The sequence below is a fragment of the Govania unica genome (assembly GCF_027920805.1).
Classification (GTDB): Bacteria; Pseudomonadota; Alphaproteobacteria; order Sphingomonadales; family Govanellaceae; genus Govanella; species Govanella unica.
Map to the genome: position 1 here is coordinate 633,116 of NZ_JANWOI010000003.1, position 16,667 is coordinate 649,782.

At 54.0% G+C, this 16,667-nt stretch carries 10 protein-coding genes; 7 read left to right on the forward strand and 3 right to left on the reverse strand.

Going from position 1 to position 16,667, the window contains the following annotated elements:
* Window positions 1-11: 11 nt before the first annotated feature.
* Window positions 12-1,715 carry an amidohydrolase gene (locus tag NYP16_RS10650; RefSeq protein ID WP_274944122.1) on the reverse strand — a complete coding sequence of 568 codons (1,704 nt, stop codon included), beginning with the start codon at window positions 1,713-1,715 and terminating at the stop codon, window positions 12-14.
* 511 nt (window positions 1,716-2,226) lie between these two features.
* Here NYP16_RS10650 and NYP16_RS10655 point away from each other — a divergent pair.
* Both NYP16_RS10655 and pdxR read left to right on the forward strand, forming a co-directional pair.
* Window positions 2,227-4,572: a TonB-dependent receptor gene (locus tag NYP16_RS10655; protein ID WP_274944123.1), complete on the forward strand. Its 2,346-nt coding sequence runs from the start codon at window positions 2,227-2,229 to the stop codon at window positions 4,570-4,572.
* 229 nt (window positions 4,573-4,801) lie between these two features.
* Entirely contained in the window at window positions 4,802-6,280 is a 1,479-nt protein-coding gene (gene pdxR, locus NYP16_RS10660) for a MocR-like pyridoxine biosynthesis transcription factor PdxR (RefSeq protein ID WP_274944124.1), read from the forward strand.
* 93 nt (window positions 6,281-6,373) lie between these two features.
* Here pdxR and NYP16_RS10665 read toward each other — a convergent pair whose 3' ends face one another.
* Window positions 6,374-7,966 (reverse strand): FAD-binding oxidoreductase, encoded by a 1,593-nt coding sequence (locus NYP16_RS10665; protein WP_274944125.1) that lies wholly within the window; start codon window positions 7,964-7,966, stop codon window positions 6,374-6,376.
* 30 nt (window positions 7,967-7,996) lie between these two features.
* Window positions 7,997-8,788 (reverse strand): IclR family transcriptional regulator, encoded by a 792-nt coding sequence (locus NYP16_RS10670; RefSeq protein WP_274944126.1) that lies wholly within the window; start codon window positions 8,786-8,788, stop codon window positions 7,997-7,999.
* A gap of 113 nt (window positions 8,789-8,901) precedes the next feature.
* Between NYP16_RS10670 and NYP16_RS10675 the strand changes: the two genes are divergently transcribed.
* The 5 genes from NYP16_RS10675 to NYP16_RS10695 all read left to right on the forward strand — a co-directional run bounded on the left by NYP16_RS10675 (window position 8,902) and on the right by NYP16_RS10695 (window position 16,618).
* Entirely contained in the window at window positions 8,902-11,094 is a 2,193-nt protein-coding gene (locus tag NYP16_RS10675) for a TonB-dependent receptor (protein ID WP_274944127.1), read from the forward strand.
* 77 nt (window positions 11,095-11,171) lie between these two features.
* On the forward strand, window positions 11,172-12,530 hold the full coding sequence (locus NYP16_RS10680; protein WP_274944128.1) for a spinster family MFS transporter: 1,359 nt from the start codon (window positions 11,172-11,174) through the stop codon (window positions 12,528-12,530).
* Between the two features lie 28 nt (window positions 12,531-12,558).
* Window positions 12,559-13,434, forward strand: a complete 876-nt coding sequence (locus tag NYP16_RS10685; protein ID WP_274944129.1) for an amidohydrolase family protein — start codon at window positions 12,559-12,561, stop codon at window positions 13,432-13,434.
* A gap of 114 nt (window positions 13,435-13,548) precedes the next feature.
* Window positions 13,549-15,027, forward strand: a complete 1,479-nt coding sequence (locus NYP16_RS10690; RefSeq protein WP_274944130.1) for an alpha/beta fold hydrolase — start codon at window positions 13,549-13,551, stop codon at window positions 15,025-15,027.
* A gap of 49 nt (window positions 15,028-15,076) precedes the next feature.
* Entirely contained in the window at window positions 15,077-16,618 is a 1,542-nt protein-coding gene (locus NYP16_RS10695) for a class I adenylate-forming enzyme family protein (protein WP_274944131.1), read from the forward strand.
* Window positions 16,619-16,667 lie beyond the last annotated feature (49 nt).

The following is a 16,667-nucleotide window of genomic DNA, read 5'->3' on the forward strand; positions in this document are numbered from 1 at the left end:
AGAAGGAAGTTTCATTTCTGTTCATAAATTACTTTGTCTTCTTTAATGGTCATGAGCACTGGAATATCTTTGATGCGCAGAGGCGAAATGGTGGTTGGATTTTCGCCGAGAATAGTGAAGTCAGCAAGCTTTCCGGGCGTAATGGTGCCTTTGATTTTCTCATCGAATTGTTGATATGCCGCCCAGATTGTCACCGCACGCAAGGCGTCCATCACGGAGATGCGCTGTTCGGGGCCAAGGACCACGCCGCTTCGGGTCAAGCGGTTGACCGCGCTCCAGACTGCGTGCAAAGGCTTGGGCGGTACAACAGGGGCATCCGTATGCAGACTGAATTTCAGGCCTGCCTGTAAACCTGATGCCGTGGGTGAAATGAAAGCTGCGCGCTCAGGCCCAAGTGTTTCGGTGCGATGCCAGTCACCCCAGTAAAAGACATGCTCCGCAAACCAGGCGGGGAAAATACCGAGACGTTTGTAAGCCGCGAGCTGTTCGGGCCGCATAACCTGTGAATGGATAACCACCGGGCGCGAGGCGCGACTTTCCGGATGGGCCTGCTCAGCCTTTTCGATGGCAGCAATCGCCATGTCGATACAGGCATCGCCATTGCAATGAATATTCACTTGCCAGCCTTTGGTAAAGAACTTTTCATACCAGCCATCAAGTTGATCCTGCGGCATAATGGGAGAGCCGCGATAGTCCTTTGCCGCTCCGGCCGGGGAATGGAAATAGGGCTTAGTCAAATAAGCGGTTTTTCCTTGGGGCGATCCATCTTCTGTAATCTTGACGCCGGCAAATTTCAAATGATTGACATAAGGTCCGCCAACAGTGAACCCGCGTTTTGCGGCTTCTTGCTCGATGATGGTCCATTTGGGATAAGAAATGATATCGAGCTTGAGACTGTTATCGCGCTGTGCCGCAAGCAAAAGATCAAATGTGCTGGGTGCAAAGGTCTGACCGTCCTGAGCGGTCGTATAGCCTTGCTGTGCATAATAATCCTGAATTTCACCAAATTCCCGCTGAAGCTGTGCGGGTGATTTTTTTGCCATATGCGTGAGGATGGCCATGATGGCTTGTTCTTCAAGGATGCCCGTCGGCTCACCTGTACTGTCGCGCTGGATGCGGCCGCCCTTTGGGTCGGGTGAGCCTTTGACAAAACCGAGCTTAGCAAGCGCATCGCTGTTGCACGCGGCAAGATGGCCTGAGATATGAATGAGGCAAATGGGGGTTCCGGGAGCGATCCGATTGAGTTCAGCAAGGCTCGGATGACGTTTTTCTTCCAATAAGGAATCATCATAACTGAAGCCGACGGTGATAACGTCTGCGGAAGGTTTATGCGTTGTGACAAAATCACGCATGACACGAGAAATATCGGCGATCGACAGCACATCACCCACAGGTGGGGGCGCAAGGTCCGGCAGGCCCCAGAACAATGTGTAATCACCGATATGACTATGAGCATCGATGAATCCCGGAAGCATTGTCTTGCCCGCAAGATCAATGACTCGCGTTTTCGGTCCGCCATAAACAGCCGTATCGGCCTTTGTCCCTACAGCAATGATCCTGCCTTCACGAACAGCCACAGCACTTGCTGTCGGTGTTGCGTCATCCATGGTGATGACGGTGCCATTGAGGTAAAGCGTATCCGCGTAATCACGGGCGGAAGCAGCCTGAATCCCAAAGGCAAGAAGGGCAAGACTATAGGCTATCGGAACAGACATGAAGCGGCTCCTGCATATTTTTTTCAGTGCTTGTAAAATAATACTAATTTTATTTGAGGAGAATGGCAATCACTTGCTGGCTGGTGGAAAAGTGAGGCTGTAGACCGTTTATTTATGGGGCTTGGGATTTAGCCTGCAATGCATATGGTCATCAGATGATTTTTTGCGCTGGGCCACTCAGAAGATGAATTTAACTAACTAATTGTTTAATATAAATTCTTTTAAAGAACAGGAAAATTCCGATCGCCGCCCTGACTGGTTTTCAGCGAAGGCAGCAATAAAACCTAATCATTAGTCAGGTAACCACAGCCTGATGCTCTGACATTTTTCTGGCACCTTCAAAATAAAAAATCTGGACCTATGCAATTTTATCATTAACTTGCTAATATGGACTTGTTCGAGTTGTGCCCTTGGGGAGCCTCTTGAGGACGATAGCTTTAAAGCCATGATTCGGTCCGAGTAAAAATAAAATAATGACGTAAAATCAAAACAATAAGGGAGATCTGAGGCAATGAAGACAAAAAGCGTATCTTTTTCCAGGCTCAACTGGCTGTCCCTCGGTCTCTGCTTGCCGGGGCTGGTACTGTCATCTGCCACGGCGCAAGCTGCAGATGGTACAAACATTGTTGGCCTTGAGGAAATCACTGTCACGGCTCAGCGGCGCGCGGAAAGTCTGCAGTCCGTTCCGCTGTCCATCACGGCCTTTTCAAGCGAAGATCTGCATCGCCAAGGCATTGTCGATATCAAAGCCATTACCGAACGCACACCCGGCTTCACAATGGGTGTTTTCAACGCGGGCCAGCCTCAGCTTTATATTCGTGGCATTGGGTCCAATGATCGCGGTGCATCCGGCGATCAGTCGGTCATTGTTTTTGTTGATGAAGTCTACCTTGGCCGTGCGGCGGGATCCGACATGGATCTTTTCGACCTTGAACGAGTGGAAGTTCTCCGTGGTCCGCAGGGGACACTGTTTGGGAAGAATGTGGTCGGCGGTGCGATAAGTTTTATCACCAAAAAACCTGAAGCAACACCTGAGTACAAGATTGAAGGTTCATACGGCAATCTGAATGCACGCACGCTTCGGGGTTATGCAAGCGGCGCGTTGACTGACAAGATATTCGGGAAAATCTCTTTTTCCAGTAAAAGCCGCGATGGGTATGTCCAGTCGCAGGCTTATCTCTATCCTCAATTCTTTCCGGGAAAATCAACCGACATATTGAAATCCATAACAGGGCAGGACATCAATACGGACAGTATTCGTGCCGCTCTGAGGTTCGTTCCGAATGATGAGCTTGATATCAATGTGACGGCCAGCTATTCAAATCTCGATCAGTCCGGTCCTTCACGGCATTATGTTGCCGGACCGGGAAATGGCGGGACATTCTATGCGACAGATTCCCTTCTGATTCCGAACTACGCCAATGACATTCATACATATCTGAGCTCCGATCCGGGACTTTCGAAGATCAATACCTGGGGCGTTACGGCCCGCGCGGATTATCATTTTCCGTCGATGACCTTTACCTCCCTGTCGTCCTTCAGAAAAGCCAACACGCATGTTGATGATGAACTCGGCGGCAAAGAAATTTCGGCGCTGCGATTGTCCACTCATGCCGTTCCCACTGTCTTCTTTGGCTCGAATCCCTATGAGGAGCATGCCAAAACCTACACCCAGGAATTCCGGCTGGTTTCATCCAATGACTCGGCTTTGCAGTGGGTGGCGGGGCTCTATTATCTCAATGAAAAAACGGATCGCGATGAACGAGCCCTGCTCGGTATGTATGGTCTCGATAGCAGCAATAACGTCACTGTCGTAGCTCCCTTGACGCAAGGCGGGGAACTGCAGCTCAACACCACCAAAAGCTATGCAGGTTTTGGTCAGGTAACCTATGCCGTCCTTGATCGGCTGAAGCTGACGGCAGGCGCCAGATACACATATGAAACAAAGGACATGCGGGGCATCGGCACCGTTGGCGGCTTCACCGTCCTTGAAAATTATGACGTTACGGGACATAAAAACTGGAAATCCTTCACGCCCAAAGTGAGCGCCGATTATCAGGCAACCGATGAGATCTTGTTCTACGCAAGCATTTCCAAAGGCTTCAAATCTGGCGGTTTCCCGGGGCTTTCTGGGCGGGCTGTTCAGGCCAATGCGCCCTATAATCCCGAAACCGCTTACCAGTATGAAATCGGCACGAAAACAGAATGGTTTGACCGGCGCCTGCGCGTGAACGTTGCCGGGTTCATGACGGACTATAAGAATCTGCAGGTTCTGCAGCTCCTGGTTCCGAATGAAGCGCCCCTGAACACTCCGGGCGTTCTGTTCACGTCGAACGCGGCCAACGCCAAGATCAAGGGCGTCGAGCTTGAATTTACGGCTGTGCCTATAAAAGGTCTGACGCTCAGTGGTTCCTATACTTATCTTGATGCTCATTTCTCGGACTTCTTTATTCCCACGGGCTATCGTCCGGCAGCGGGCGTCGGCCTTCCGACCAACAGAATTGGCAAGAAGTTGCGGAATTCTCCGAAACACGCGGTCAACTTCCTTGGTCGCTATGACTATGAAATGTCTGATGGCGGCACCCTGAGCGCTCAGGGTGAATATATCTATAAGGCGATCTCCTATCAGGACCCTGACAATCTTCCCTTTGCGGCCGTGCCCTCCTATAGTCTGGTCAATGGCCGTCTTGGCTATCTGTTCCCGTCTGGTGATATCGAAGTCTCGGCCTGGGTCAATAATTTGTTGAATGAAGATTACTTTCTTCACAATTCCCCAAACATTGGCAGCGGCTTTGCCACGCCTGCTCCGCCACGCACTTATGGTGTGACGGTGACTTGGAAAATGGGCGGAAAATAATCAATTACAGGGGAGGTGGCAAAGATCTTTAAGATCATTGCCACCGACAATCGACTTGATGGGCCCTGCAAATCCGTTGATAAAATGGATTTGAACTCAGGGCCCATTCATTTTCGGCTAAAGCCATTGCTGGCGCAGACATGTCCGTAAAGACGCTCACTCAATAATAATTTTGCCTGTCCATAATTTGGACTGTAAGATTATTACATACTAAAAAAGAGTGGGGCGCATGCTGAACCAATTATTCTATTTTGATCGGCTTGATAATGTTTCCCTGACGACGCAGGTGCGTCAAATGATCGTGAACGCAATTCACGAGCACCGCTATCCATTGGAAAAACCCCTGCCATCCTCTCGCGATCTGGCCACACAACTCGGTGTATCGAGAAACACGGTTGTGAGTGCCTATTCCAGTTTGCTGCAAAGCGGGTTTCTGATTGCCAAAACACGGGCAGGGCATTTTATCAATCCGGATATTTATGATACGGAAATTCTACGTGATCCATTGATGCAAGAATTATCCGAAGGTTATCACGAACCTGATTGGAACCGGCTGTTCAAATGCCGGCCAAGTATGCAGAAAAATATCACCAAGCCCGCCGATTGGCAGGATATGCCTTATCCGTTTATTTACGGCCAAATAGACCCACAATATTTTCCGTTGAACGAGTGGCGGGAGTGCACGCGCAACGCGCTCAGCGTTGCCTCTTTGCGGAGTTGGTCTTCAGACAATGTCATTGCCGATGACCCGGATCTGGTCGAGCAGATTCGCACACGTTTGCTCCCGCGCCGTGGAATTACCGCCAAAAGTAAGGAAATCCTGATCACCATCGGATCGCAACAAGGACTCCATCTGTTGGCCAGTTTGCTCGTCGACGGAAAGACAACCGTCGGTATGGAAGATCCGGGTTACCCCGATGCCCGGAATATCTTTTCACTTAGAACAGAAAAATTGCGGTATCTTAGCATCGATCAGGATGGCTTGATGCCGAGCGATAAATTTTCCGGCTGCGACTTGATCTATCTCACACCAAGCCACCAGGTGCCGACCACGGCTACAATGCCGCTTGCGCGCAGAAAGGAAATTCTCGAACGCGGGGCCAAGGAAAATCTGCTGCTTATAGAAGATGATTATGACAGCGAAATAAATTTCATGTCGAACCCAAGCCCGGCCATCAAATCTTTCGACCGGGATGGGCGGGTGATTTATCTGTCGAGCCTGTCAAAGACGTTGGCTCCAGGCTTGAGAATAGGCTATATGGTCGCGTCTCAGACATTAATTGAAGAGGCGCGGGCCATGCGGCGCCTTGAATTGCGCCATCCGCCTGCCAATAACCAGCGCACACTCGCACTTTTCCTCGCACAGGGTAGTCATGATGCGCTGACGCGACGGCTGATGAAAATCTATAAAAAACGATGGCTTTTAATGGTCCAGGCAATCAAGAGCCATCTATCGGGTTGCTCTCCCATTCATTCAAATGGCGGCATGGCAGTCTGGCTCAAAACACCGAAAAAAATTGACTGTCTAGTGCTTGCCAAGCGTGCTGCTGAACATGGAATTGTGATCGAACCCGGGGCCGTTTATTTTTCTGATCATAGCCAGGGGAAAAATTATTTCAGACTTGGATTCTCGGTCATTCCAGATGAAAAAATCGAACCGGGCATCCGCCTGCTGAGCAAAGTCATCGCTGATCTGCTTGCGGAGTAAGTGCAAGGTTTTGAGGCATGGTCATGATGCCGGCCGCTTAATGGTAGGTCATGTTAGAAACCGGAATGGAATAAGATTTGATGCGCCCCTTGATCAGACGTCTTGCCCCAGTCCAAGACTGCCGGGGTTCATGTGGCTGTCGGGGTCGAGGGTTCTTTTAATCTGCTTGATAAGTTCGGCGGCGCGCGGATTGAGGCCATCCATATAGGGATAAAATTTCCCGATCTGGAAATGGCAGCCGCCAAGTTCGGCGAAACATTCGCGTAAGCGATGGCGGGCTTCAATCACTACAGAGCGACCCTCTTCGTTTGGCGGGAATTGTGTCAGCCGGGCTTTTACGGTTTCAGAAAGCGTGCGCTGATGGAGATCGAGCAGTCTGTCCGGCCAAAAAAACATCAGTTCAAGCAGAAAGCCATTGGTCCCAACGCCCGCAAATAGACAGCCGGTCTGAATGTCATGACGAGCAAAATCGTCCTTCATGTCGGCGAAGATATTCATTGCGCTTCGATAGGCATCCTGCGCTCGCGAATGCGGGATGACGACATGCACCGGCACCCAGCGCTCGCCGCGTGGACCGACGATGCCATTGAGTGGACCAAAGGGCGTCGCCTGCAAAATGCGCGGGATGCTGGGCTCGACTTCGACGCCGCTATGGCTTGCGATGATTTTGCGCAGCGCCCTGAGGTCCGCAGCAACGGCAGCGTCCGAACGCCCTTCGACCATCACATGGAGCGGAAAATCAATCCGGTCGAGGAAGCGACGTCCGGCAAAAACAGTGCGGACTGCATTGCTCAGAGCCTGCGTAAGGGAACCCGAATTGCGCATGAGGCCGATCAATTGCGCCATATCTTCCCGCAGGCTTGCGCGTTTCAGACGTGCTGACTTCAGCCCGCGGTCAAAGGCGAAATGCTCGCTGGCAAGACCGGCGCGGCTGATGGCGCTTATGGCCGGAATGAGATCTTCGACGGTCGTGAAGCCGAATGTGGCGACGGCATGGGTCTCGGCACGTTCGATCAGCCTGAGACTGACGCGCGCCTTTATGCCAAATGCGCCGCAATCGCCAAGAAATATGCCGGTAAGATCGGGGCCATGATGCCGGAAGAATGGCAGCGCATGATCGCGTCCCAAACTACCGCTGCGCAAAACCGTGCCATCGGCGAGAATGACTTCAAGGCCCAGCACACTATCCGCCGCAGCACCATGACAGCCCGAACCCCAGAAGGCCGCATTCTGCGACAGGGCGCCACCGACACTCGCCTGAATGCCGGATAGGGGGCCCCAGAATGGTGTACGCAGTCCCTTTTCTCGAAGTGCGCCGTCAAGCGCGGCCCAGGTGCATCCTGCCTCGACCAGCACATACATATCGGTGACGTTGATTTCGATGATGCGGTTAAGCGCACGGATGTCGACAGTGACGGCGCTATTCGCATCCGCCCCTTTTGACAGATATCCGCTGGTGTAGGACATGCCGCCGCCGCGTGGAAAAAGAGTTGCGCCCGCATCGGTCGCGACTTTGACGGCGGCGATAAGTTCCACCATATCACGCGGCCTGAGGACAGCGACAACAGGAGGCCCATCACTGAAAAGATCCTGTGCGGCTAAAGCGCAAGCATCGGGATCGCAATCAACACTCTGATCCGGAAGCAGGGCTTTAAGCTGCGTGCCTAACAAGGGATTGCTCTGCATGTTCTGTACTTTTTCGCCACCATATTGGGGTTAAGAAACGATAGGGGGATTTTTTTCCAGTTTTTCAACATTGCGCAGGAAAGATCTGAGATGATCAACGATCAATTTCTCGACCCGCTTGATGCGATCGGCCGGACCGCCGACGCTGATGACGAGCGGACGCGGGGCGAGCTGCGCCGGAACCGCCATTGCCACCACGCCCACATCCGGAACGATCGAGCCATAGGCCACCGCGAAACCTTGATCGCGTGAGCGGCGCACGTCTTCGGCAAGGTTAGTGAGATAGGGATCGTCCATCTTTACCAGGCCGCGCGTGACCACGCGCTTGGTGAGTGCCGTCACCAGTGATGAGGGTTGTGTCGCAAGATAGGCGCTTCCGACCGCTGACGCCCAGAGAGGGAAACGCTGCCCCGGTTGGACGACGAGAGCGATGTGACCCAATCCGCCAACCGCATGCACCACTTCCATTTCAATGTCTGTTGGCGTGGAGAGAACGACCGTCTCCACCGTCGTGTCACGCAGGCTGTTCATCATGTCGAGGAATTCCTGACTGGGCAGCCAGGTATTTAAAATCCAGCTGCCGAGCTGGGCGAAGCGGGCCGATGGAAAATAGGTCGCCGTCTTGCGGTCCGCAGTCAGCATGTTGAGCTCGGCCAGCGCCTTGAGAAGATTGGCGACGCTCGAACGGGGGGCGTCGAGGGCGGCCATGATTTCGATACTCGTCAATGGCCGTCTTTCAACTTCAAACAACTCATAAAGTCGGATCAGCCGTCGAACGGAGCGCGACATGTCTGAACTGGCTGAAATTTTGTCCTGATTCATCACATAATCTCTATATATGGATACTATAAACAGATATAAAGAATATTTTGACAATTGTATACAATAATGACAGGCTCCACTCGCCTCAAGAAAAGTAAAGGAGGAGGGGAATTATGGGATTGAAACTGTCGCGATCCACATCCGGGTCGTTGCTTGCCTTGATGCTGATGCCGGCTCTCGGTCAGGGGGCCCTGGCGCAGACACGCTCCGGTCAGAGTGCTGATAATTTACGTCTTGAAGAAATCATCGTTACTGCGGAACGCCGTGAGGCCAGCCTTCAAACCATTCCGCTCGCGATCAGCGCCATCGATCCTGCAATGATGGAACGGCGCCAGATCACCGACACGCGACAGATTGTTTTCAACGTCCCGAACCTGACCGGCAACAACAATGTCGGGCAGCAAACCGCGATCACGTTTTTCATCCGCGGCATCGGTACAACCGAGTCGCTTGCGTCGGTGGACACCTCGGTTGGTGTATACATTGATGATGTTTATGTCGCCCGTCAGGGGGTCAATAACTTCAATCTCTTTGATGTAGAGCGCATCGAAGTGTTGCGCGGTCCGCAAGGCACGCTTTATGGACGCAACACCAACGGCGGTGCTGTGAAAATCGTCACCAAAAAACCGAACAACGAGCCCGAATTGACGGCGCGGGCGAGCTACGGCAATTACAATCGCTGGGAACTCAAGGCCTCGGGCAATGCGCCCATCGTTGAAGACAAATTGTTCGTGCGGGCCGGTGTTCTCACCCAGCAGGGTGATGGTTATGCCCATAACCTCACGCTGAACAAAGACGTCAATGATCTCGACTATCTCGGTGCTCGCGCCGCTGTCCGTGTGCTGCCGAGCGAATCTCTGGATTATACGCTTGCTTTCGACTGGGGACGCGACAAGCAGAACGGCATGTATGCCTCAGATATTCTCGGTCGCGTGCGGCCGCGGACGTCCAGTTTGTTTGATGTCCTGAGCGGTGAGAATATCCGTAACAAGGCGAAAACATGGGGCATCAGCGGCAACGGCATCTGGCATATCAATGACAGCCTTAATCTCGAGTCGATCACCGGCTACCGCTATACCCGGCAGATCTACAACCTCGACATTACCGACCAGCCACAGCCCCTGTATATTCTGCATACGGATACGGAATCGAAGCAATTCTCGCAGGAGCTGAAGCTCGCGGGCAAAGTCACTGATCGCTTGAATTTTGTCGCTGGCGTCTATTATTTCCACGAAACCAGCGACGTCTATCTTGGCGATGAATTGCATGTCTATCGCAATCTGAACAACCTGAGCGCCGGTCGCCTGGATCTGTTCTATCGTAAATACATGGATATCAAAACCGACAGCTATGCCGCTTTCGGCCAAGTCGACTATGCAGTAACGGACAGCGTTTCGGTTGTGCTGGGTGGCCGTTACACTATTGACAAAAAATCCATGGATGTACGGCAGACCATCAATGGTGCGCCCACCGGGTTCACCAACGCGACGTTGCAGGGGTTGATCAATAGCGAAGGCCTGTCGCTTGATCTTGATCCAGTCTATAAGAAATTCACGCCAAAGATCGGCATCAACTGGCAGGTCAACGACGATGTTTTTGCCTATGCGTCCTTCACGCAGGGCTTCCGCAGTGGCGGCTGGCAGGCCCGGGTGAACAATGCCCGCCAGTTCCAGAGTTTTGATCCTGAAACGGTCAATTCTTATGAGGTCGGCACCAAGATGTCGCTGTTCGGCGGTCAGGCCCGCTGGAACAGCTCGGTCTTCTATATGAAGTACAAAGACCTTTTCAATTCAGTTCCGGGAGCTGGCAACACCTTCCTGATCGCTACAGCCGATGCTGATATTTACGGTCTTGAATCCGAGGTGACGCTACGGGTCACGGACTGGCTTGATCTTTTCGGAAACATCGGTCTTCTCCATTCCAAATATACCAAGAAGCCAGGCGGAGATATTCTTGGCGCAGAGCTTCAGCGCGCCCCGAAAGTACAGGCCAAGGCTGGGTTCTCGGTCAATTATCCTCTGGCCGATATGGGGTCTCTGCTCGTCAATGGTGATGTGTTCTACACCAGCAGCTATTACACCAATCCGCAAGATGAACTGATCGGCAAGACCGGTGACTTTGCTCTGGTGAATGCTTCCATTGGTTACCGCACGGCCAACGAACGCTATGAAATTTCCCTGTCCTGCACCAATTGCCTCAACAAGGAATATTTCGACAGCATTCTATCTTTCCCCGCCTCGGGCTTCACAGCCGTTTATACCGGCAGCCCGCGTTTCTACAAGGTGACGGGCTCGGTTCGTTTCTGATCGGAGACGGGCAGGGAGTCTTATATAGCCTCCTTGCCCGCACCGCCTTTTTCTCGAACATCTGAAGGTCGCATGACATGAGCGATGTCAATCCCGGTCAGGCCGTTTTCCAAACCGCAATACTACCGTCATCACGACTGTCGCTGTCACGGGCCTGGTACGGAGTTTTTATTCTGGTCCTGGCCTATACGGCCTCCTTCATTGACCGCACGATTCTGTCGCTGCTGGTGCAGCCGATCCAGCAGGATCTCGGCCTGAATGATACGGAGGTCAGCCTGTTGCATGGTCTGGCCTTTGCGATTTTTTATACATTTCTCGGACTGCCCATCGCTCGCATGGCTGACCATATGTCGCGGCGGCGTATTATTATTGTCGGCATCACGATCTGGAGTCTGATGACGGCGACCTGCGGACTTGCCAGCCGGTTCTGGCATTTGTTCCTGTCGCGGGTCGGTGTCGGCGTCGGCGAGGCGGCCTTATCGCCAGCTGCCTACTCCATGATCGCCGATATGTTCCCTAAGGAACAGCATGGCCGTGCACTTGGTGTTTACTCGACAGGCCTTTATATCGGATCGGGGCTTGCCTTCATCATTGGCGGCACGGTCATCGACATGGTGGCCCGGCTCAACATCAGCGAGTTGCCGTTCATAGGGGCGGTGCAGAACTGGCAGATCATCTTCTTCCTGGTCGGCCTGCCAGGCATCGCTATTGTGCTTCTGATGATGACAGTCAAGGAGCCCCCACGCATCGGTCAGATGGGAACTGCGACCGCGGTTCCGTTTCGCGCCGTTCTGCGGTTCTGGGGCAGCAACTGGAAGAGCTTTTCCTGTCATTTTATCGGCTTCTCCATGACCGGGCTCGTATTCAATGGCCTGCTCGCCTGGGCACCGGTTCTGTTCATGCGAAAATTCGGCTATCAGGCGTCGGAGGTTGGACATGCGCTCGGCATCTCCATTCTTATATTCGGGACTTGCGGCATTATTGCCGGCGGAGTGCTCGCAGACTGGTGGGTCAAACATGGCCGCGCCGAAGGTCCGATGCGAGCGGGCTGGGTTGGCGCATTGGCCGTGACGCCACTGGCCGTTCTGGCCCCGCTTGCAGGGTCGGATCAGATGGCCATCGCTTTTTTCTGCCTGTTCTTTTTCTTTGCAAGCTTTCCCTATGGGGCCGCCATTGCAGCGCTGCAGGCGATCACGCCAAATCCCATGCGGGCGCAAATTTCGGCGTTCTTTCTATTTGTCCTCAATATGATGGGCATCGGTCTTGGCCCGACCATCGTGGCCGTCTTCACGGATTATGTCTTTGCCGACCCCATGGCCATCGACAGGTCCATGGCTGTGGTCGGCGCCATATTCGGCCCCCTTGGCGCCATTGCTCTTTATCTCGGGTTCAAACCCTTCGCAGCCAGCGCGCAACGCGCCAATATAGTTTCGTGACCAACAGACAAGAATGGAACTTCAGCAGATGGTCAAAGCAATCGATATCGTCGTCAATCCGTTCACGCCTTTTGAAGTTGAGCATGACCAGACCGGTTTCGATCAGGCATTCATGGAACAGGTGCGCATGCCGGCCTCCATGCGTGGTGGCGTGACGATGGAAGATTATATCGCCAGAATGGATCGCGCCGGGATTGATCATTCCTTGCTGATCGCCGTGCGTGCTGGGGACCGCCGCATGAAGGGGTCCATTGAAATTCCCTATGACCAGGTGGCACGCTATTGCAATGCGCATCCGACGCGTTTTTCGGGTCTTGCTGGAATCGATCCGTTTCGGGGTATGGAGGGGCTGCGGGATCTGGAATATGCGGTCAAGGAGCTGGGTTTCGTCGGCGCGCATCTTTATCCGCACTGGTTCCGGCTTGCCCCGGACGCGGCACTTTATTACCCCTATTATGCCAAATGCTGCGAACTTGATATTCCGATCATGATGCAGGTTGGACAGAATCTGATCTATCAGCAGGACGTCCGTCTGCCAAGCGTCGCACGGCCTATCCTCCTTGATCAGATCGCCATCGATTTTCCGGAACTGAAACTGCTTGGCATTCACATCGGGACGCCCTGGGCTGATGAGATGATCGCCATGGCCTGGAAACATCAGAATGTCTTTATCGGCATTGATGCCTATGCGCCAAAGCATCTGCCTGCGTCGCTTCTCCATTACATGAACACCTATGGCAGCCATAAGGTGCTGTTCGGTACCGACTGGCCGGTCATCGATCCCGAACGGGCGGTGCGCGAGATGGAAACACATGATCTCCGGCCGGAGTCCTATGGCCGTGTGATGCGGGAAAACGCGCTTGGTATCTTCAAGATTGCCGAGCGCATGGGCATCACCACATAAGGATGCCTGAAGATGTTGCGACCACGCTATGGTGATAAGACGATCACATGCGGCTTTATTACGTTGCCTCATGGACATGTCCATTTCCGCATGAGCGGGGAGGGACCGCCGCTATTGGCGTTACATGAATCCCCGCGGTCTTCCATTTCGCTGTTGCCCTTGCTGACGAGGCTCAGCGACCGCTTCACGGTGATTGCCATTGACACTCCCGGATATGGATTCTCCGATCCATTGCTGCACGCTGCGCCGGAAATGAGCGATTATGTGGCGACGATTGCGGCTCTCCTTGCCAAGCTCGGACTTCCTAAAGTCGGCCTTTACGGGACACATACAGGAGCGGCTATAGCCGCTGCTTTCGCCGTTGCCCATCCGGATCAGGTGTCGGCGTTGGTGCTCGACGGCTATGGCATTTTTACGGAAAGCGAGAAGGAGAATTTCATCACTCGCTACCTGACGCCGTTCGCCCCCTCCTGGGACGGCAGCCACATCATGCATCTTTGGTCGCGCATCAAGGATCTTTACATGTGGTTCCCCTGGTATGATCGCAGCGCGGAACGGCGGCTCATGCTCGACCCACCGGATCTTCTGACGCAGCAGCTGACAGCCATCGGATTTCTGCAAACCGGCTCGGGCTACGAACTGGCCTATCGCCGGGCTGCAGAGCATGACGCCAACGGCCATTTGCAAAAGCTGCAGGTGCCGGTGACGGTGGTGGCGCGGGAAGATGACCTCCTCCATTCTCACCTCAGTCGTGTAGAGCCGGGATCGCACGCGGTTCTGCGCTCTCTGCCGGCTGAAACCGGCGCGTGGCTCGCGGCTATTGCCGATGCGCTGGCTCCTGCTTTGGCCCTGTCCTCCAGCCGGGCTTGTTTCGACGATGATATCCTGGCCCGTCGTCATCTGACGCGGGTGGGGGAGGGCTATCTCCATTGGCGGGACTGTGGCGATAGGGGGGCTCCGGTTCTGATCGTGCTGCCGGATCTACCGCAATGCTCGGCGGCCCTGATGGATAAGCTATCGCCGCTTTGTGACGGGGCTCGTGTGCTGGTGATCGATCTGCCGGGCTGCGGACAATCCGATCCGCTCGCATCCGCTGGTGACGATCCGGATGCGGTGCTTGCGCCTGTTGCAGCACTGCTAAACCAGATCGGCGTAATTCCGGCAGCCATTTGCGGCATCGGAGCATCAGCCGGGCTCGCCTCCCGACTTGGCGAGCTTTGTGGCGCGGAGGTCTTTGCTGTCGCGGCCCCGTCATGGGTTCGTGGCATAACCGATCCACCCCATGAAAATCCGCTGCCTTCGCTTGAACCCGATCGCGACGGTGCACGGATGATGGCGGCCTGGTTCCGGCTGCGTGATCTCTGGTTCTATGAAAAGCTCAGCTGCGACGCTTCGTCCTCGGCGCGGATAGACCGGGTTGCACCTGCAGAACAAGACTTGCATGCGCGTTACCGTGCCTATTTTCTCGGCCCCGAATGTCGAGACATCATGGCGGCAGCCATGCGTCTAGCATGTGAGGGATATAAGCTGCGGGATCACATCCCCACTCTTGATATTGCGGCCATTGCTGCACGCATTCGCGGTCGCCCTTAAGCCCGCATCGACGACAGGATAACTGGCTATGACGAATAAGGACAATAGGATGGAATTACCCATCGGTTTCAATCATCTGACCATCACAGGCGGTATTCGCGACGCAGCCAGGCGTGACCCGTCCAAGGTTGCGCTGCGCATCTCTGACCGCAGTGTCACCTATGACGCCCTCATCAGGCGCTTCAACCAGGTGGCCAATCTTGTGCGTGAGGGACTGGGGCTACAGCTCGGCGACCACGCCATGGTGATTTCGCATAACTGCATAGAATTCATCGAACTGATCTGCGGCCTGTCCGATGCAGGCGTTGTGGTGGCGACGCCGAATCCACATCTGTCCGAACGGGAAATTGCCCTGATCGTCGCCGACAGTGCGCCGCGGGTGATTTTTGTCGATGAGCGCTCAGCAGCACTTCTCGCCTCATCCGATATTGCAGGCCGCCGCGTCATCATTATCGGAAAGGATTATGAACATTCGCTTTCAACTTGCAGCGAGCAATTCGAGCCGTCCGGCATCACCGAATGGATGCCCTTCTCGATCCCCTATACCTCCGGCACCACGGGCCAGCCGAAAGGGGTTCTGTTGCCGCACCGCTCGCGCTGCCTGACTTATTTTGCCATGGCGTCCGAATACGGCTGTTACGGACCGGACGATCATTTTCTGGCCATCGCGCCCTTCTGTCATGGCGCGGGCCTGGCCTTTGCGCTGAGTTCGATTTTCTTCGGCGGCACCTGCACGATTATGGCCAAATTCGATCCGGCCGAAGTGATCGCAGCCCTTCACACCGGCGATATAACCGGGACCTTCATGGTGCCGACCCATTTCCATAAGATTTTCAGTCTCCCTGAAGATCTGCTCAACCGTCATCGCGGTCACGGCCTGATATCGATCATCTCGAACGCGGCACCGCTGCCGCAGGCGACCAAGCTGCTGATCGTCGATTATTTCGGTGAAGGCATTCTGCATGAAACTTATGGCGCGACGGAAACCGGAATCGTCACCAACCTGCGCCCGGCAGACCAGCTGCGCAAACCGAACTGTGTCGGCACTCCCTTTCCGTGCACGCAAATCGAACTGCGCGATGAAAACGGCAGGCCGGTGCCAGCCGGTGAGGTGGGCGAATTGTTCAGTCGCTCGCCCTATCTGTTCAACGGCTACCTTAACCGCCCCGAAGAAACCGCTGAAGTTATTCAAGCTGGTGGTTGGGCGTCGGTCGGCGACATGGCGCGATGTGACACAGATGGCTATTACTATATCGTTGACCGCAAAAAGGACATGGTGATCTCGGGCGGCCTCAATATCTATCCACGTGAAATCGAAACCGTAATCGAGCGCCTCGCTGGCATCGATGAAGTCTCGGTTGTGGGCAGGCCGGACCCTGAATGGGGCGAAACGCTGGTGGCCTTCATCGTCAGCACAAGCGACACTCCGCCGAATGCCGAGACGGTCATCGCCACTTGTCAGGCCGAGCTCGCAAATTATAAAGTCCCACGCATGGTTCATTACATTGATAGATTGCCGCGCAACACCGGCGGCAAGATCCTCAAACGCGAACTGCGCAACCTGGCCCAGAAGCTTGCTGCCGAAGCCTGAGCGCTCAAAGCAACGCCACCATGGTAAAAGACCATGGTGGCGTTACCAA

Excerpts from the sequence above, each read along its gene's own strand:
- NYP16_RS10675 (WP_274944127.1), top strand. The coding sequence starts at position 8,902 with ATGGGATTGAAACTGTCGCGATCCACATCCGGGTCGTTGCTTGCCTTG.
- NYP16_RS10670 (WP_274944126.1), bottom strand. The coding sequence starts at position 8,788 with ATGAATCAGGACAAAATTTCAGCCAGTTCAGACATGTCGCGCTCCGTT.
- NYP16_RS10650 (WP_274944122.1), bottom strand. The coding sequence starts at position 1,715 with ATGTCTGTTCCGATAGCCTATAGTCTTGCCCTTCTTGCCTTTGGGATT.
- NYP16_RS10665 (WP_274944125.1), bottom strand. The coding sequence starts at position 7,966 with ATGCAGAGCAATCCCTTGTTAGGCACGCAGCTTAAAGCCCTGCTTCCG.
- pdxR (WP_274944124.1), top strand. The coding sequence starts at position 4,802 with ATGCTGAACCAATTATTCTATTTTGATCGGCTTGATAATGTTTCCCTG.
- NYP16_RS10680 (WP_274944128.1), top strand. The coding sequence starts at position 11,172 with ATGAGCGATGTCAATCCCGGTCAGGCCGTTTTCCAAACCGCAATACTA.
- NYP16_RS10685 (WP_274944129.1), top strand. The coding sequence starts at position 12,559 with ATGGTCAAAGCAATCGATATCGTCGTCAATCCGTTCACGCCTTTTGAA.
- NYP16_RS10655 (WP_274944123.1), top strand. The coding sequence starts at position 2,227 with ATGAAGACAAAAAGCGTATCTTTTTCCAGGCTCAACTGGCTGTCCCTC.
- NYP16_RS10695 (WP_274944131.1), top strand. The coding sequence starts at position 15,077 with ATGGAATTACCCATCGGTTTCAATCATCTGACCATCACAGGCGGTATT.